This is a genomic window from Streptococcus sp. FSL R7-0248 (assembly GCF_037967965.1).
Taxonomy (GTDB): domain Bacteria; phylum Bacillota; class Bacilli; order Lactobacillales; family Streptococcaceae; genus Streptococcus.
The window spans coordinates 1594899-1613132 of sequence record NZ_CP150201.1 but is presented as its reverse complement, the minus strand read 5'-3'; the positions used below and the strand labels follow the sequence as shown (position 1 = coordinate 1613132).

Genomic DNA, 18234 nt, shown 5'->3' with positions numbered 1-18234 from the left:
CAAAAAGAAGCAGAAATTTCAGCCTTCAAAGTGTGATATTAGTGAAAAATACCGAACCTTTGTTAGATAAAATTCCTTTGTATGCGTTTTTAGAGAAATCTATTACCCTCTGAAGTTCTAAATACTTGTGGCATTTGAAGCTACATGTGTTTAAAATAAAAAAAACAAGGAGCCAGCTCCTTGTCTAAATTTTAGTCTTTGTCTCGCTTGAGGGTAGCTACAAAGCGTGCAACCTTACTCTTGGCATACTTAAAGTCAATATTATTTTCTTTAAGAAAGGCATCAAAGTCGTCTTTACCTTTCTCAGCATCCGAAACTTCTAGTTCAAGCTCGTAGTCTTTCTTGTCAGCATAGACATTGACATCAAGAGCCATGAGGCCGATGTTGGTCTGGTACTCGCGACGAGTTGTGGTCAAATGTCCGAGGATGGTTAGGTCCTCTAGTTTAACCCCACGTTCTAAAAGAATGGATTTGATTTGACAATCAGGAAAGTCCAGCGACTTAGTCAAAGCCTTAGCATCCGCACAATCCATGGTAACGTTGTACTCCATGTTCCCGACTTTTTCAGGGATTTTCAAGGTCAGCTCACCATGAGTGGGAAGTGTCCTAATACGCAAAGACAACTTTTTATTTCTCATGTCACTCTGAGGAGTGTCGATGTAGTAGTTTGTTTGCGTAACAGGTGTCACATGGGAGAAAAGCATCGCTAAACGATTGTACTCGTCTTTGGTGAGTAGAGTCTTGTACTCTATCTCTAAATGGTTCATGTGTGTCCTCCCTTGTGCTTTCAAATGTGGTATAATATAACAGATTGTATTTATTTTATAAAAAACTAAAGCTTTTGACAAGGAGGAGTCCTATCTTGACCATGGATTGGGAAGAATTTCTAGACCCCTATATTCAGGCCGTAGGTGAGCTCAAAATCAAGCTCCGAGGCATTCGTAAACAATTTCGTAAGCAAAATCGTCACTCGCCTATTGAGTTTGTGACGGGACGTGTGAAGTCAGTGGCTTCCATTGAGGAGAAAATCGCCCTTCGTGGCCTTTCGATTGAAAATTTGGCTCAAGATATGCAGGATATCGCTGGTCTCCGAGTCATGGTCCAATTTGTCGATGATGTGGATGAGGTTTTGGCTTTGCTTCGTCATCGTAGTGATATGACTATTGTTTCAGAGCGAGACTATATCAGAAACCGTAAAAATTCGGGTTATCGCTCTTATCATGTTATTATATCTTATCCCGTTGATACCATAGATGGTCGTAAGGAGATTCTTGCAGAGATTCAGATTAGGACTTTGGCCATGAACTTTTGGGCCACCATTGAACATTCCCTTAATTACAAGTATCAGGGGAATTTTCCTGAGGAGATTAAACTTCGCTTGGAAACTACGGCCCGTATGGCTTATGAGCTTGACGAAGAAATGCGGAAGATACGTGATGATATTAGAGAAGCCCAGTTGCTCTTTGATCCAATTAATAGAACTTTGAAGGATAGTGTAGGAAATAGTGATGACACAGATGAAGACCTCTTCGGATGAGATGAAGGTAGCTATTATTGCCAATGGCAAACCCCAAAGTAGGCGTGTTGCCTCGAAACTTTTTAATGCCTTTCGAGATGATCCTGATTTTTATTTGACCAAGAAAAATCCAGATGTGGTCATCTCAATTGGTGGTGATGGCATGTTGCTATCGGCCTTTCATATGTATGAAAAAGAGCTTGCGCGTGTGCGTTTTGTAGGGATTCACACGGGTCATTTAGGCTTTTATACGGATTATTTGGACAGTGAAGTGGATCAATTAATCGAGACGCTTCGAAAAGACAGTGGTGCTAAGATTTCTTACCCTCTTTTGAATGTCAAATTGACCCTGGCTGATGGGCGTTCTTTTACGTCGATTGCCCTCAATGAAGCAGCCATCAAGCGTAATGAAAAAACCATGGCAGCAGATGTTTGCCTTAATGATGTCTTGTTTGAGAGCTTCCGTGGAGATGGGTTGTCGGTGTCAACGCCTACAGGATCAACGGCCTACAATAAATCACTGGGTGGTGCGGTCCTTCATCCTACCATTGAAGCCTTGCAACTGACAGAGATTGCCAGTCTTAATAATCGTGTGTACCGGACCTTAGGAAGTCCCCTTATTGTGCCCAAGCATGAGAAGATTACCGTTTATCCTACCCGAATGGGAAGCTACACTTTATCCGTTGATAATAAAACCTATACCAACCGTAATGTGAAAAAGGTAGAATTTTCAATCGACCAACGAAAGATTTCCTTTGTGGCCAGTGCCAGTCACACAAGTTTTTGGGAACGCGTACGTGATTCCTTTATTGGAGACATGGAAGAATGAGATATGAATTTACCGTAGGACGTTCATGTCGAGTTAAGACCTTTTTGAAGGAGCATGATATTTCAAAAGGACTTCTAGCCAAGATTAAGTTTGAAGGTGGTCATATTTGGGTCAATGGCGAGGAGCAGTTTGCGACTTATCCTGTCCATGAAGGAGATGTGGTTGCCATTGAAATCCCTGACGAGGCACCGCATGAAACCTTGAAGCCAATTCCTTTTGACTTGGATATCGTCTATGAGGATGATAACTTCTTGGTGATTAATAAACCCTATGGCTATGCTAGTATTCCAAGTGTTAACCATGACAATACCATGGCTAATTTCGTTAAACATCACTTCGTTAGCAATAATTATCCCAACCAGCGTGTGCATATTGTGACACGTTTGGATAAGGACACCTCTGGTCTCATGCTGTTTGCTAAGCATGGTTACGCCCATGCTCGTATGGATAAACAGTTACAACAGAAGTCTATCAAGAAACATTACTATGCCTTGGTTGAAGGTGACACCAAACTTGAGAAGCAGGGTGAAATCATTGCACCGATTGCGCGTGATGTGGATTCTATTATCACACGTCGAGTCCATAAGTCGGGGAAATATGCCCACACTAGTTATCGTTTGGTAGGTGATTATGGTAGGGTTAAACTGGTTGATATCAATTTGCATACTGGGCGTACTCACCAGATTCGCGTCCACTTTGCCCACTTAGGCCTTCCCCTTTTGGGAGATGATCTTTATGGTGGTTCTCTAGACTATGGTATTGAGCGCCAGGCCTTGCATTGTCACCGTCTTGCATTTGTTGATCCTTTTACCAAAAAAGAGATGGTCCATGCATCTTCCTTGACAGATGATTTTGAAACCGTTATCATGAACTTACAAACTAAAAAAGATTGATTGAGGAGTTTTTATGCGTAGTCTATTTGGTGAACTTCGTGAACGTATTGCAGGGAAAGGTGTTAAGATTGTCTTCCCTGAGGGGAACGACGACCGTGTGGTTCGTGCTGCTGCCCGTTTGAAATTTGAAGGATTGGTGGATCCTATTATTTTGGGAGACCCAGCTGAGGTTCACAAAATCTTGAGCGATCTTGGTTTTGCAGACTTTAACTATACGATTATTAATCCTGAAACCTATGAAGGTTTTGAGGAAATGAAGGAAAAATTTCTTGAAATCCGTAAAGGAAAAGCAACAGTCGAAGATGCAGAGAAATTGCTTCGTGATGTGAACTATTTCGGTGTTATGCTCGTTAAACTTGGTCTTGCTGATGGGATGGTTTCAGGTGCCATTCACTCAACAGCGGATACGGTACGTCCTGCCCTTCAAATTATCAAAACAAAACCAGGCATTTCACGTACATCAGGTGTTTTCCTTATGAACCGTGAAAATACTGATCATCGTTTGGTCTTTGCTGACTGTGCCATCAACATTGAACCAAATGCTCAAGAATTGGCAGAAATTGCAATTAATACTGCTGAAACAGCTAAAGTTTTTGGTATTGATCCTAAAGTGGCCATGCTTAGCTTCTCAACAAAGGGTTCTGCTAAATCGCCAAAAGTTGATAGGGTAGTAGAGGCAACAAATATTGCTAAAGAAATGCGTCCTGACTTAGCTATTGATGGTGAGTTGCAGTTTGATGCAGCCTTTGTTCCAGCAACAGCTGCTATTAAGGCTCCAGATAGTAACGTAGCAGGACATGCTAATGTCTTTGTCTTCCCAGGTTTGCAAGCAGGTAACATTGGATATAAGATTGCCCAACGTTTGGGAATGTTCGAAGCCATCGGACCAATCTTGCAAGGTCTTAATAAACCTGTTAACGACCTTTCACGTGGGGCTAGTGCTGAAGATATTTACAATTTGGCGATTATCACAGCTGCTCAAGCTCTTAATGGCTAATTTTTACTTAAAAAGGCTCTTTGTCAACTGTAGTGGGTGACGAAAAGCTAACATCTAGAGAGGACCAGATAGGTCTTCTCTTTTTGTATATTCAGAGTGATGAAAACACGCTTTCTAAAGTTGATAAAATTTTTAAAACCGAAGCCCAGACGTTTAATATCTTTGATAAGCTTATTGGTCCCCTCCAATTTTGCATTTGAGTAATGTGTTTCTAGTGCATTTTTGATGTATTGTTTATGTTTACGAAAAGTCCTAAAGACTGTTTTGAAGTAATGATTGACCTTGCTTATATTCTCCTCTATGAGTTCAAAAAACTCATCCCCCCTCTTCTCCTGAAAGTGAAAAAGCAAAAGCTGATAGAGATTATAATAATTGGTGAGTTCTTCTGAGAAATTCAGTGTCTTCTCAACGACTTCATGTGGGCATAATGTTTGATGGAAGGTCTTTGAGTAAAAAGGGTTGAGAGATAACTTACGGCTGTCCTTTTGGAAGAGTCTCCAGTGATTTTTTAAAGCTCGATAAGGTAGCGACTTCTTATCAAACTGGTTCATAATCGCAATTCTTGTCTTTAAAAAGGCTCGACCAAGGTGCTGAATAATGTGAAATCGATCAAGAACGATTTTGGCGTTTGGAAAGAGCTTGCGAGCCAGTGGCATATAAGCTCCAGACATATCCATAGTGATAAACTGTACCTGTTGTCGGACTTTCAATGGATACTTCAAAAAGTAGTTTCGTATAGTAGTTTGGCAGCGATTATCAAGTATAGTTATGAGTTCGTTTGTCTCATAGTTCTGTGCCACAAAAGCCAATTCCCCTTTCTTGAAGCCAAACTCATCCCAGGACATAATAGCTGGGAGTTTGTCATAATGTTCCTTGAAAGTAAACTGGTCGAGTTTACGATAGACAGTGGACGTTGACACGCGAAGTCTTCTGGCAATATCCGTTAATGACACCTTCTCAGTTAGGAGTTGTGTAACCTTTTGTCGGACTAGATTGGAGATTTGGCAGTTTTTCTCAACGATAGATGTCTCAGCTACCGTGACTCGTCTACAACTTTTACACTGGAAACGACGTTTTTTCAGACGTAGTAGTGTTGGAGTTCCAGCTTGCTCAAGAAGAGGGATTTTAGAAGGCTTTTGAAAGTCGTACTTGATCATCTTTCTATGGCAATGAGGACATGATGGTGCAGGGGAATCGAGTTTTGCTTGAATCTCGATATGAGTATCAGTTTCAAAAACAAGTGAAATATTGATATTTTGGTCTTTAATTCCGATTAATTCTGTGGTATTCTTAATAAGTCTCATAAGTTCTTCCTAATGATGGTTTGGTTGCTTTTCATTATAGTTCTTATGGGACTTTTTGTCTGCATTCAAAAAGCTCTATAATCTCTACAGTAGTTTTACCCACTACAGAAATTATAGAGCCCTTAAAAACAGAGGTCTGACCAAGGTGTTAGACCTTTTTGTTTTATGCATGACGAGTGATTAAAAATAAATTGAATGAAGTGGCTAGAAATCTAGGAAATACAAGGGGTTATTGAGTTTATCGTGTTTTATTATGTAAAATGCTTGTGCAAAATTGTCTGACAACGACTTTTTTTCTTGATTATTTATGCTATAATGAAAAGGTAAAATTTTATTTTTTGGAGAAATCTTATGAAAAAAAGCAAATGGTTAGCCCTTGCGGGTGTGGCACTCCTCAGTGTAGGTGCCTTAGCGGCTTGTTCTTCTAAGTCAAGTGCTAGTGGAACGACTTATGGTTATATTTATAACTCAGATCCTGAAACTTTAGACTATATCACGTCAAATACTGGACCTACTAAGACTGCTGTAACTAACGGTGTAGATGGTCTTATGGAAGCTGATAAATATGGGAACCTTGTTCCTTCTGTAGCTGAAGATTGGTCAGTTTCTCAAGATGGTCTTACCTATACCTATAAAATCCGTAAGGGTGTTAAATGGTACACTTCAGATGGTGAAGAGTATGCTGATGTGACTGCTAAGGACTTTGTGACTGGTCTTAAGCATGCGGCTGATTCCAAAGCTGGAGCCCTCTATTTGGTACAAGATTCTATTGCAGGCTTGTCTGACTACCTCTCTGGTGCCAATAAAGATTTCTCAAATGTAGGTGTCAAAGCAATCGACGATCACACGTTGCAATATACCCTTAAAAAACCAGAACCATACTGGAATTCTAAGACAACCTATGGCTTGCTCTTCCCAGTTAACGAAGACTTTCTTAAGAACAAAGGAAAAGATTTTGGTAAGTCAACAGACCCAACATCTATCCTCTATAATGGTCCTTTCCTTCTTAAATCTTTGACAGCTAAATCATCTATCGAGTTGACTAAGAATGAGAATTATTGGGATAAGAAGAACGTGCATTTCGACGCTATCAAATTGTCATATTATGATGGTTCTGACCAGGAGGCTCAAGAGCGTAGCTTCTCAGATGGTGCTCTCAGCATTGCACGTGTATTCCCTATGAGCTCTAACTATGCGTCAGTAGAAAAGAAATATAAAGATAATATTTATTACACAGCACCAGGTGCGTCTACAGCAGCTATTGGTGTGAATATTGATCGTCAAAGCTATAAATTCTCAGCTAAGAAGTCAGATGCTGAAAAGACATCAACTAAGAAGGCTCTTCTAAACAAAGACTTCCGTCAATCAATCAACTTCGCTATTGATCGTACAGCTTATCAATCTCAAGTTAATGGTAAAGATGGGGCAGCTCTTGCTCTACGTAACCTCTTTGTTCCTTCTGATTTTGTCAGTGCAGGTGATAAGACCTTCGGTGACCTTGTGACAGAGAAAATGAGCACTTACGGTGATGAATGGTCTGGTGTCAATTTTGCGGATGGTCAAGATGGTCTCTACAATGCGGAAAAAGCTAAGACTGAGTTTGCCAAAGCCAAAGAAGCTCTTCAAGGTGAAGGCGTTCAATTCCCAATTCACTTGGACCTTCCAGTTGATCAAAGTTCTAAACTTAATGTTGCTCAAGCTCAATCATTGAAACAAACGATTGAAAAATCATTGGGTAGCGAAAATGTCGTTATCGATATCAACCAATTGTCATCTGATGATATGCAAAATGCTACTCTTAATGCGGCTAATGCGGCAGCAGAAGACTGGGATATTTCAAACGGTGTGGTTTGGGGTCCAGACTATCAAGATCCATCAACTTACCTTGATATCTTTAAGACAACTTCAAGTGAAAATACCAAGACTTTCATGGGGTATGATGATCCAAACAATGCTGCCGCAGCTCAAGTGGGTCTTAAAGATTATGACGCCTTGCTTGATTCAGCAGCTTCAGAAACAACAGACCTCAATGCTCGTTACGACCGTTATGCTCAAGCTCAAGCTTGGTTGGAAGATAGCTCACTTGTCATTCCATTGACTGTTGGTAACGGTGCAGCACCAGTTATCTCACGCTTGACACCGTTTACGGGTGCTAGCATGCAAGTGGGTGATAAGAACTCATCAGACTACTTCAAATACGTGAAACCACAAGAAAAAGTAGTTACTAAGAAAGAATATGAACAAAGTCGTGAAAAATGGCTTAAAGAAAAGAAAGCATCTAACGAAAAAGCTCAAAAAGATCTTGAGAAACACGTTAAATAATATTCTTGAGGAGAAGGCAGTTAGCCTTTTTCTTTTGTCCAAAAAGGGCTAATTCCTAGTGTTCATAAGGGGTATAATTGTGAGAAAGTCAGTATAAGACAAAATATTCTGAAAATTGTACTCATCTTATTTTTTATGGTATAATGTAGGCATATAAAAAAAGATTTTTTGGAGATTGCTTATGAAAAAAAGTAAATGGTTGGCCCTTGCGGGTGTTTCCCTCCTAAGTGTTGGGGTTTTAGTGGCTTGTTCATCAAAATCAAACACTTCAAGCAATACTTATAACTATGTTTATACTGCTGATCCTGAGACATTGGATTACCTTATTTCCAATAAAGGTTCAACGACTGATGCTGTGACAAATGGTGTCGATGGCCTTTTGGAAAATGATAAATATGGTAACTTGGTACCTGCTATTGCCAAGGATTGGACTGTTTCAGCTGATGGTTTGACTTATACTTACAAACTTCGTAAGGGAGTTAAATGGTATACTTCAGACGGTGAAGAGTATGCGGAAGTAACAGCTAAAGACTTCGTAACAGGTCTTAAGCATGCTGCTGATAAGAAGACAGAGTCAATTTATTTGGCAAAAGATTCTGTAGTAGGTCTTGCTGATTATTTCAACGGTACTGATAAAGACTTCTCTAAAGTTGGTGTTAAAGCACTTGATGACTACACTCTTCAGTACACTCTTAAACAACCAGAACCATACTGGAATTCTAAGATGACTTATTCTCTCTTCTGGCCTGTTAACGAAGAGTTCCTTAAGTCAAAAGGGGATAGCTTTGGTAAATCAACAGATCCATCATCTATCCTTTATAATGGTCCATACATCCTTAAGTCATTGACAGCTAAATCATCTATTGAGTTGACTAAAAATGAAAACTATTGGGATAAGAAGAATGTTCACTTTGATGGCATCAAACTTTCTTTCTACGATGCATCTGACCAAGAATCACTTGTCCGTAATTTCACTGATGGCGCTTATAGTCAAGCACGTTTATATCCAACAAGCTCAAACTTTGATTCAGTAGAAAAACAATATAAAGATAATATCTTCTATACACAACCATCTGCAGATATTGGTGGGGTTGGTGTTAATATTGACCGTCAGTCTTACAACCATACATCTAAGAAGACTGATGCTGAGAAAGATTCAACTAAGAAAGCTCTTCTTAACAAGGACTTCCGTCAATCAGTTAACTTCGCTATTGACCGTACTGCTTATTCAGCACAACTTAATGGTGAAAAGGGTGCAGCACTTGCTGTTCGTAACCTTCTTGTGAAACCTGATTTTGTTTATGCTGGTGACAAGTCATTCGGTGATTTGGTAACTGAAAAGATGCCTTCATATGGTGACGAGTGGTCAGGTGTTAACCTTAAAGACAGTCAAGATGGTCTCTTCAACGCTGATAAGGCTAAGACTGAATTTAATAAGGCTAAGGAAGCTCTCCAAGCACAAGGTGTTCAATTCCCAATTCACTTGGACCTTCCAGTTGACCAAGCTGCAAAACCAACTGTAGCACGTGCACAATCTTTGAAACAATCTGTTGAAAAGACACTTGGTAAAGAAAATGTTGTTGTAGACGTTCATCAAATGTCTCAAGATGATCTTCTTAACAGTACTTTGTATGCTGCTAACGCAGCAGCAGAAGACTGGGATATCAATATTTCAGTTGCTTGGGCACCTGACTACGAAGACCCATCAACATTCCTTGATATCTTCAAGACAACAGCTAGTGAGAACACAAAAACTTACATGGGATTTGACGATCCTAACAATGCAGCAGCAGCTCAAGTAGGTCTTAAAGACTTTGATGCTTTGGTTGATAATGCAGCTAAAGAAACAAGCGACCTCAACGTACGTTATGAACGTTATGCAGAGGCACAAGCTTGGTTGGAAGATAGCTCACTCTTCATGCCACTTATGGTTAACAAGGGTGCTGCTCCAATGGTAGCTCGTTTGACACCATTCTCAGGTGCTTACTCTCAAGTAGGACCTAAGGGTTCTGATAGATACTTCAAGTACCTTGAACCTCAAAAAGATGTTGTCACTAAGAAAAACTATGATAAAGCCCGTGAAAGCTGGCTTAAAGAAAAGTCTAAGTCCAACGAAAAAGCTCAAAAAGACCTTGAGAAACACGTTAAATAAAAGGACGATGGAACTTTCTCATTAGATTGGGAAAGTTCTTTTGGAATTAAAGGAAGAGACATGAAAAAATACATTTTATTGAGAACCCTCCGTTCTCTATTGTCAATATTTGTCGTGACGGCCTTGACCTACACGATTATCTATACCATGGTGCCGAGGCGTCTGATTTTCAGACAGGACCCAAACTACAACAAGATTGCTAAGACAGCTGATTCTAAGGCTAACTATGAAAATACAATCTATGAACGTATGGGTTACATTGATTACTATGACACCAAGGAGTTGCAGGAGAAAGCTAGCTCCCTTGATAAGTCAGTAACCACTAAGCCAACAAAAGAAAATAAAGCTATTTACCAAAAATATGTGGATAGTTTAGGACATGGCTGGCGTTTGCATCAATTCAAGCAAAGTAAACAATTCTATGCAACACGTGATGTTCCAGTGCTTGAACGTGTGTTTGGCTTCTATACGCACCTCTTTGAATTTGACAATACTGGATGGGTTAAAGATAAAACAAATCCAAACTTGAAGCGTTACATCCGTATTGAAAATGATCCAGCTATCGGTTGGTCAGTTGTCGGTTCAGGAACAAAGCATAAATATTTGCTTTACTTTAACGGTCAGTTCCCATTTGTTCATCAAAACTTTGTGAAGATGAACCTTGGTACCTCTTACCCAACCTATGCTGAGCAAGGTGTTCTTGATGTTATTACGCAAGGCCAAGGGCAAACACAAAGCTCTGAGGTCAACTTCCCTACTGGTAAGAAGATATCTTCAGTAGATATCTACTCTCGTACTTATAAATCACCAAGTCAGGCTGATGCGAGAGATCGTTCTTACTATGGAAATGACCCATACACAGCAACCAAGAGTCGCTACCAATACCCATCAATGGTGACAAGTTCTGCCATTGCAGGTTTGATTGGTTTGGTCTTGTCTTATGCTTTGGCAATTCCATTGGGATCATACATGGCACGCTTTAAAAACACACTCTTTGATAGTGTATCAACAGGTGTCTTGACTTTCTTGCTTTCACTACCAACCATCGCCTTGGTTTATATCATTCGTTTGATTGGTTCTGAGATTGGTCTTCCAGATTCCTTCCCTATCTTGGGTGCGGGTGACTGGCGTTCATACGTCTTGCCATCTGTAATTCTCGGTCTCTTGTCAACACCAGGTCTTGCCATTTGGATTCGTCGTTACATGATTGACTTGCAATCACAAGACTTCGTTCGTTTTGCACGCGCCAAAGGGTTGTCAGAACAAGAAATTTCGAATAAACACATTTTCAAAAATGCTATGGTTTCCTTGGTTTCAGGGATCCCAGCATCTATCGTTAGTGTTATCACAGGGGCAACCTTGACAGAAACAATCTTTGCCTACCCTGGTATGGGTAAAATGTTGATTGACTCTGTCCGTGCTTCCAATAACGCTATGGTTGTGGGTCTTGTATTTATTTTCACAGCCCTCACCATCTTCTCATTGCTTGTGGGTGATATCCTTATGACTATGATTGACCCACGTATCAAATTGACATCTAAAGGAGGTAAATAATGGCTTCAATTGATAAAAGTAAGTTCCAATTTGTAAAGCGCGATGATTTTGCCTCTGAAACAATTGATGCACCAGCTTATTCTTACTGGAAATCAGTGATGCGTCAATTCTTTAAAAAGAAATCAACAGTAGTAATGTTGGGTATCTTGATTGCCATCGTTTTGATGAGTTTCATCTATCCAATGTTCTCTAAATTTGACTTCAATGATGTCTCAAAAGTAAATGATTTCAGTTTGCGTTATGTACATCCAAACGCTCAATACTGGTTCGGTACTGACAGTAATGGTAAGTCCCTCTTTGATAGTGTTTGGTTTGGAGCTCGTAATTCTATCCTTATTGCTGTTATCGCTACCTTCCTTAACGTTGTTATTGGTTTGCTTGTAGGTGCTGTTTGGGGGATTTCTAAGGCCTTCGATATGATTATGATGGAAATCTACAACATCATCTCAAATATTCCTGCCCTCCTTGTAGTTATCGTCTTGACTTACTCATTGGGTGCTGGTTTCTGGAATATGATCTTTGCCATGACTGTCACAGGTTGGATTGGTATTGCCTATACCATTCGTATTCAAATCATGCGTTACCGTGATTTGGAGTACAACTTGGCTTCTCGTACACTGGGAACGCCAACTGCTAAGATTGTGGTTAAAAACATCATGCCGCAACTTGTGTCAGTTATCGTAACTATGGCTAGTCAACTCTTGCCAGGATTTATCTCTTACGAAGCCTTCCTTTCATACTTTGGTTTGGGGCTTCCAGTTACGACGCCTAGTCTTGGTCGTTTGATTTCAGACTATGCACAAAACGTTACAGTCAATGCTTATCTCTTCTGGATTCCATTGACTACCTTGATTCTCGTTTCCCTTGCCCTCTTTATTGTCGGTCAAAACTTGGCGGATGCCAGCGACCCACGTACGCATAGATAGGAGTCCAATATGACAGAAAATAAAAATGTAATATTATCGGCTCGCGATATCGTCGTGGAATTTGACGTTCGTGACCGTGTTTTGACAGCTATTCGAGGAGTTTCCCTTGATTTGGTTGAAGGTGAAGTTTTAGCCTTGGTTGGTGAGTCTGGTTCAGGTAAATCAGTATTGACTAAGACTTTCACAGGGATGCTTGAAGAAAATGGTCGTGTAGCCAGCGGTTCTATTGATTATCGTGGTCAGGATTTGACTAAGCTTAAGAGTCACCAAGATTGGGCACCTATTCGTGGGGCTAAGATTGCGACTATCTTCCAAGATCCTATGACCAGTCTTGACCCAATTAAGACTATCGGTAGCCAAATTGTTGAAGTCATTGTCAAACACCAAGGAAAATCTGCTAAAGAAGCTAAAAAAATGGCCATTGACTACATGGACAAGGTTGGTATTCCTGATGCTGAAAAACGTTTCAACGAATATCCTTTCCAATACTCTGGTGGGATGCGTCAACGTATCGTTATTGCCATTGCCTTGGCTTGTCGTCCTGATGTCCTTATCTGTGACGAGCCAACAACTGCCCTTGATGTGACCATTCAAGCTCAAATCATTGACCTCTTAAAATCACTCAAAGAGGAGTATGGTTTCTCAGTGATTTTCATTACCCATGACCTTGGTGTGGTAGCAAGTATCGCTGACAAGGTTGCTGTTATGTATGCTGGTGAAATCATCGAGTACGCAACTGTTGAGGAAATTTTCTATGAGCCTTGTCACCCATACACGTGGAGCTTGCTTTCAAGCTTGCCACAGTTGGCTGACGATAAGGGTGAGCTTTTCTCAATTCCAGGGACACCACCATCACTTTATACACCGGTTGTTGGAGATGCCTTTGCCTTGCGTTCAGACTATGCTATGCAGATTGACTTTGAGGAAAAAGCACCACAATTCCAAGTTTCAGATACTCACTGGGCTAAGACCTGGCTCTTACATGAGGATGCACCAAAAGTTGAAAAACCTGCGGTTATCCAAAATCTACATGAAAAAATCCGTGCTAATATGGGATTTGCACATTTAGGAGATGAGGAGGAAGGCAATGCCTGAGAAGTTAGTTGAAGTAAAAGATGTGGAGATTTCCTTCGGTGAAGGAAGCAAGAAATTCGTTGCTGTCCACAATGCTAATTTTTTCATCAACAAGGGTGAAACCTTTTCCCTCGTTGGTGAGTCTGGTAGTGGTAAAACCACTATCGGGCGTGCCATTATTGGTCTAAATGATACAAGTAATGGTGAGATTATTTTTGACGGTAAGAAAATCAATGGACACTTATCTCACTCTGAGAAAAACGACCTTATACGTCGTATCCAGATGATTTTCCAAGACCCTGCGGCTAGTTTGAATGAACGTGCAACAGTCGATTATATCTTGTCTGAGGGCTTGCATAACTTCCATCTCTATAAGGATGAGGAAGATCGTAAAGCAAAAATCAAGAAAATCATCAAAGAAGTGGGACTTCTTGAGGAGCACTTGACACGTTATCCTCACGAATTTTCTGGGGGACAACGTCAACGTATTGGGATTGCACGTTCCTTGGTCATGCAACCGGACTTGGTTATCGCTGACGAACCCATCTCAGCCCTTGACGTGTCAGTTCGTGCCCAAGTTTTGAACTTGCTTAAGAAATTCCAAAAAGAGTTGGGATTGACCTATCTCTTTATCGCTCACGACTTGTCAGTGGTCCGTTTCATTTCTGACCGTATCGCTGTTATTTACAAGGGGACAATCGTGGAAGTTGCTGAGACAGAAGAACTCTACAACAATCCTATCCACCCTTACACCAAGTCACTCTTGTCTGCTGTTCCTATTCCAGACCCAATCTTGGAACGTAAGAAAGTCTTGAAGGTTTATGATCCAAACCAACACGACTATTCTGTCGATAAACCAGAAATGGTTGAAGTACGTCCAGGACACTTCGTTTGGGGTAACAAGGCCGAAATCGAGACTTATCGTAAAGAACAAAGTAAATAAGTCTTTTCAATGCAAAAAAAATCGTGTTCCAGAAGGAACACGGTTTTTCTTTAGTCTAAATTTAAGCGTTTGGTCATGATATAGTAGGTACCAAAGTAACTTGCTGCGATGAGAATGAGAGACTGAGCTAGACTAAATATATATGACGAGTTATTAATTGCAGTATTTGTTGCATTTCCGGTCAAGGCTGCACCGAGTCCAAAGAAGAAACCAATAAAGAATAGGATAGCCTGAATGGCGAAATAGGCGACAAATCCCATAAGAACTTTGTTAGTATTGAAGAGGTTTCCGATACTAATACAGAGGTAATAGAAAAGGATACCGCTAATTGTTCCTAAAATTGTAGAAGGGATGAAGAGGTAGAAAGCGCCTATTTCTTTTAGGATCTGGCCAAAGTAGCTGGTAGCTAGGAGGATATCTTTCATATCAAGGCAGAAAGCAGCTATAATTCCAATCGAAAGGAGTATAACGAGTGATGAAATGATATCTAAAATAAAGGCTACCAAGAGTTTAGACAAGATTAATTGGTGAGCAGAAACTGGGAGCGTATTGGTTAGATAACCTTCTCTCCCAAAGACAGTCTTTGCAAAGCGTCTGACAATGAGAACTATTGTTGCTATATAAATAGTTCCCCATACGATAATGGTAGCAAAAACCATCAGTGTGAAGAAAGCAAAGAAGAGTAGACTAGGTTCTTGGTGGCTCTGTTCAGTTACAAAAATAGATTTTCGAAGCATTAAACCCAAGGGGATAGAGAGTAGGATGGCAATACCATAGATGCCAAGATACCATTTACGGACCGATTGTAATTCATATTTAACTAATTTCCAAAACATGCTCATACCTCCTAGTTGTGGAACATCTCTCTAAAGAGTTTGTCGATAGATTTGCCATGGGCTTGACGGATATTATCAGCATCACCCTGAAGTTCAATCTGACCGTATTTTAAGAAGACAACTTCATCTAGGACGGATTCAATATCTGCAATCAAATGGGTTGAAATGATAACAGAAGCATCTTCAGAGTATTGGTTGATGATGGTTTTAAGAATGTAGTCACGTGACGCAGGATCGACTCCACCGATAGGTTCATCGAGGAGATAGAGTTTAGCTTCACGACTCATAACCAAAATCAACTGAACTTTTTCTTTGTTACCTTTTGAGAGGTCCTTAAGGCGCAAATCAGGCTGGAGCTTTAAATCCTGCAAGAGTTGCAAGGCAAGAGGATAGCGGAAGTCAGCGTAAAAATCTTGGAAGAAGTCCAAGTAGTATTGGATAGTCTTACTTTCATCCAAATAAGTTGTATCAGGTAGATATGCCACTTGAGCTTTGGTGATAGGTGATGGCTGAAATCCATTAATAGTTGCTAAACCAGAAGTTGGTTGAAGGAGGCCGTTCAAAATTTTGATTAGGGTTGTTTTACCACTACCGTTTGGTCCTAAGAGACCAATGATTTTACCAGAAGGGATGGACATGGTCACATCTCTAAGGGCTGGAATACCATTATAGGTCTTGGTGAGATTTGTTAGAGTTACAATATCAGTCATCGGTCTACAAGTCCTTTCCTGTTTGTTCGATGTAGTCAGTGATGATAGATTTGATTTCAGGTGAGCTAAAACCAATGGCTGTCATCTCAGAGACAAAGTTCTTCATGAGACTTTGGGCAATCTCGTGTCGTTTTTGATCAATTAGTTTTTCATCTTCGGTAACAAAGCGACCAGAGGTACGGGCAGAATAGACCAGCCCCTCTTTTTCAAGTTCTTGGAAGGCTCTTTGTACGGTGTTGGGATTGACCCCGGCTTCCTGAGCAAATTCCCTAACAGGTAGGAGTTGTTGTCCCATACTCAATTCCTTGGAAGCTATCTTCAGTTTGACGCGATAGGCGATTTGGAGATAGATTGGCGATTTTTCATCAAATGTCCAAGCCATAAGAGACTCCTTTCTAAAAGTATAATAGTATTATTTTTGTACTACCATAATGATACAACTAAAATACTGAATTTGCAAGTAAAATTCCATATTTTCTCTAATTTCTCTGGCTTTTCCCAAACTTATATTCCTATTTTTGGTACAATAGGGGCAAGTATGTTCGACCTGAAGGGAGATTATTTTGAAAATTTTAGCAACAGATATGGATGGTACCTTTCTAGACCATCTTGGTGCCTATGACAAAGCACGTTTGGATAACCTTTTGGATGCTTGTGAAGCTAAAGATTACGTTTTTACCGTAGCTTCTGGCCGAGCTCTCTTGGCCTTGGAGGAGCTTTTTGATGGTTTTGTGGACCGCATAGCTATTATTGCGGAGAATGGGGCCTTGGTTCAGTACAAGGGTGAAGTCCTGTTTGAGTCCAAGCTAGAACCTAAAGATTATTTGGAAATTGCAGATACGACTTTAGCCTTGCCAACTTGCGAGGGAATTCTCTTGTCGGGACGTCGTGGTGCCTATGCTCCAAACGATGCAGATCCAGCCTATCTTAAGGCCATGGAACGCTACTATGAAAATGTTATGACAACGGACCTTGAAGCGGTTACAGATGATATTTTCAAGGTAACTGCTAAGTTCCAAGGGGATACCATTATGGAACGTGGTGACTACCTCAACACGATTTTTGAGGATATGACAGCTGTGACAACTGGCTTTGATTCTATGGATATTATCCTTAAAGGTGTGGATAAGGGCTTTGGTCTTTACCATCTTTGTCAAGAGTTGGGGCGTCAAGCTTCAGATGTTGTAGCCTTTGGTGATAATCTCAATGATATGGAGATGCTGACCTTTGCTGGGCATGCGGTTGCTACGGAAAATGCCCGCGATGAGATTAAGGCAGTAGCTGACGAAGTGATTGGTCACCATAAAGACGGTGCAGTCTTTGACTACATGGAAGGATTGGTGGACTCAGATGTCTGAGATTAAATTATTGGCCTTGGACCTAGATGGGACACTCTTCACTAAGGATAAGCAAGTAACAGCTGAAAATAGAGCTGCTCTGAAAGCGGCAGAAGCTAAGGGGGTTCATGTGGTCATTACGACTGGTCGCCCTCTGCCAGCTATTACTCATATCTTGGAAGATTTGGGCTTGTTGGATGATAAGCACTATAGTGTGACCTTCAATGGTGGCTTGGTTCAGCGTAATAATGGGGATATCCTCATAAAGAAAGAGATGAGTCGAGAAGATTTAAAGCAGATTTATGCTGTCTTCGAACCTCTAGGGCTTCCTATGGATGTTATCAGTGATGGCATTGTCTATGGTGTGCCAAGTAAAGGCAATCATTCTCTCTATCGTCAGGCTAATCCTACCCTGACCTTCGTTGATGTGGAGAGTATTGATGACATTCCTGAAAATATCGTCTATAATAAGGTAGTTACGGTCTGTGAGGAAGCGTTTTTGGATGCTCAAATTCAAAAACTACCTAAACAGCTATACCAGAATTTTGAAGTTTTTAAGTCTCGTGAAATTATCCTTGAAGTCATGCCGAAAGGGGTTCATAAGGCTGTAGGCTTGAAACTTTTGTCTGATTATCTTGCCCTTGATAAAAGTCAGGTTATGGCTATGGGAGATGAGGAAAATGACTTGACCATGTTGGAGTGGGCTGGTCTTGGTGTGGCTATGGCAAATGCTGTTCCTAAGGTTAAGGCTGTTGCCAAGGCAGTAACGGCAAAAACTAATGAGGAATCTGGAGTGGCTGAGGCCATCCACAAGTATATTCTAGAGAAATAAGGAGAACCA

16 protein-coding genes and 1 pseudogene are annotated in these 18234 nt (G+C 40.6%); 12 read left to right on the top strand and 5 right to left on the bottom strand.

Annotated features, from left to right (window positions below; translation table 11 throughout):
- Positions 1–191: 191 nt before the first annotated feature.
- Complete coding sequence (locus NYE32_RS07215) at positions 192–767, bottom strand: CYTH domain-containing protein (protein WP_002886838.1); 576 nt, start codon at positions 765–767, stop codon at positions 192–194.
- 95 nt (positions 768–862) lie between these two features.
- On the opposite strand from NYE32_RS07215, the gene NYE32_RS07210 reads away from it, so the two are divergent.
- The 4 genes from NYE32_RS07210 to pta are packed head-to-tail and all read left to right on the top strand — an operon-like array spanning position 863 to position 4235.
- A complete protein-coding gene (locus NYE32_RS07210) occupies positions 863–1537 on the top strand; it encodes a GTP pyrophosphokinase family protein (protein ID WP_014634828.1) in 675 nt (224 codons plus the stop codon).
- On the top strand, positions 1509–2345 hold the full coding sequence (locus NYE32_RS07205; RefSeq protein ID WP_002884507.1) for an NAD kinase: 837 nt from the start codon (positions 1509–1511) through the stop codon (positions 2343–2345). The genes NYE32_RS07210 and NYE32_RS07205 overlap by 29 nt, the downstream gene beginning before the upstream one ends.
- Positions 2342–3238: an RluA family pseudouridine synthase gene (locus NYE32_RS07200; RefSeq protein WP_060972659.1), complete on the top strand. Its 897-nt coding sequence runs from the start codon at positions 2342–2344 to the stop codon at positions 3236–3238. Before NYE32_RS07205 ends, NYE32_RS07200 begins: the two co-directional genes overlap by 4 nt.
- Before the next feature lie 13 nt (positions 3239–3251).
- Positions 3252–4235 (top strand): phosphate acetyltransferase, encoded by a 984-nt coding sequence (pta, locus tag NYE32_RS07195; protein WP_288628479.1) that lies wholly within the window; start codon positions 3252–3254, stop codon positions 4233–4235.
- 54 nt (positions 4236–4289) lie between these two features.
- Here the strand turns inward: pta and NYE32_RS07190 are convergent.
- Positions 4290–5539 (bottom strand): annotated as a pseudogene (locus NYE32_RS07190) (ISL3 family transposase).
- 351 nt (positions 5540–5890) lie between these two features.
- On the opposite strand from NYE32_RS07190, the gene NYE32_RS07185 reads away from it, so the two are divergent.
- From NYE32_RS07185 to NYE32_RS07160, 6 genes are all read left to right on the top strand, one after another.
- Positions 5891–7861, top strand: a complete 1971-nt coding sequence (locus tag NYE32_RS07185) for a peptide ABC transporter substrate-binding protein (RefSeq protein ID WP_339156953.1) — start codon at positions 5891–5893, stop codon at positions 7859–7861.
- A 181-nt stretch (positions 7862–8042) separates the two neighbouring features.
- Entirely contained in the window at positions 8043–10013 is a 1971-nt protein-coding gene (locus NYE32_RS07180; protein ID WP_148512819.1) for a peptide ABC transporter substrate-binding protein, read from the top strand.
- A 60-nt stretch (positions 10014–10073) separates the two neighbouring features.
- Positions 10074–11567 carry an ABC transporter permease gene (locus NYE32_RS07175; RefSeq protein WP_060971834.1) on the top strand — a complete coding sequence of 498 codons (1494 nt, stop codon included), beginning with the start codon at positions 10074–10076 and terminating at the stop codon, positions 11565–11567.
- The gene (gene oppC / locus NYE32_RS07170; RefSeq protein WP_339156952.1) at positions 11567–12493 is read left to right on the top strand and encodes an oligopeptide ABC transporter permease OppC; all 927 of its coding nucleotides are present in this window, start codon (positions 11567–11569) and stop codon (positions 12491–12493) included. The genes NYE32_RS07175 and oppC overlap by 1 nt, the downstream gene beginning before the upstream one ends.
- 9 nt (positions 12494–12502) lie before the next feature.
- The gene (locus NYE32_RS07165) at positions 12503–13588 is read left to right on the top strand and encodes an ABC transporter ATP-binding protein (RefSeq protein WP_002884363.1); all 1086 of its coding nucleotides are present in this window, start codon (positions 12503–12505) and stop codon (positions 13586–13588) included.
- Positions 13581–14510, top strand: coding sequence for an ATP-binding cassette domain-containing protein (locus tag NYE32_RS07160; protein WP_021143812.1), 930 nt, complete (start codon positions 13581–13583; stop codon positions 14508–14510). The genes NYE32_RS07165 and NYE32_RS07160 overlap by 8 nt, the downstream gene beginning before the upstream one ends.
- 50 nt (positions 14511–14560) lie before the next feature.
- Here NYE32_RS07160 and NYE32_RS07155 read toward each other — a convergent pair whose 3' ends face one another.
- Genes NYE32_RS07155 through NYE32_RS07145 form a run of 3 tightly spaced genes read right to left on the bottom strand, consistent with a single transcriptional unit; the run spans position 14561 to position 16438 of the window.
- The gene (locus NYE32_RS07155) at positions 14561–15346 is read right to left on the bottom strand and encodes an ABC transporter permease (RefSeq protein WP_070576856.1); all 786 of its coding nucleotides are present in this window, start codon (positions 15344–15346) and stop codon (positions 14561–14563) included.
- Positions 15347–15357: 11 nt separating this feature from the next.
- The gene (locus NYE32_RS07150) at positions 15358–16056 is read right to left on the bottom strand and encodes an ABC transporter ATP-binding protein (protein ID WP_002886849.1); all 699 of its coding nucleotides are present in this window, start codon (positions 16054–16056) and stop codon (positions 15358–15360) included.
- A gap of 4 nt (positions 16057–16060) precedes the next feature.
- Positions 16061–16438, bottom strand: a complete 378-nt coding sequence (locus tag NYE32_RS07145) for a GntR family transcriptional regulator (protein WP_021143815.1) — start codon at positions 16436–16438, stop codon at positions 16061–16063.
- Between the two features lie 181 nt (positions 16439–16619).
- On the opposite strand from NYE32_RS07145, the gene NYE32_RS07140 reads away from it, so the two are divergent.
- Positions 16620–17414, top strand: a complete 795-nt coding sequence (locus NYE32_RS07140) for an HAD family hydrolase (protein WP_021143816.1) — start codon at positions 16620–16622, stop codon at positions 17412–17414.
- Positions 17407–18225 carry a Cof-type HAD-IIB family hydrolase gene (locus NYE32_RS07135; protein WP_064521040.1) on the top strand — a complete coding sequence of 273 codons (819 nt, stop codon included), beginning with the start codon at positions 17407–17409 and terminating at the stop codon, positions 18223–18225. Before NYE32_RS07140 ends, NYE32_RS07135 begins: the two co-directional genes overlap by 8 nt.
- The last annotated feature ends 9 nt before the right edge of the window (positions 18226–18234 follow it).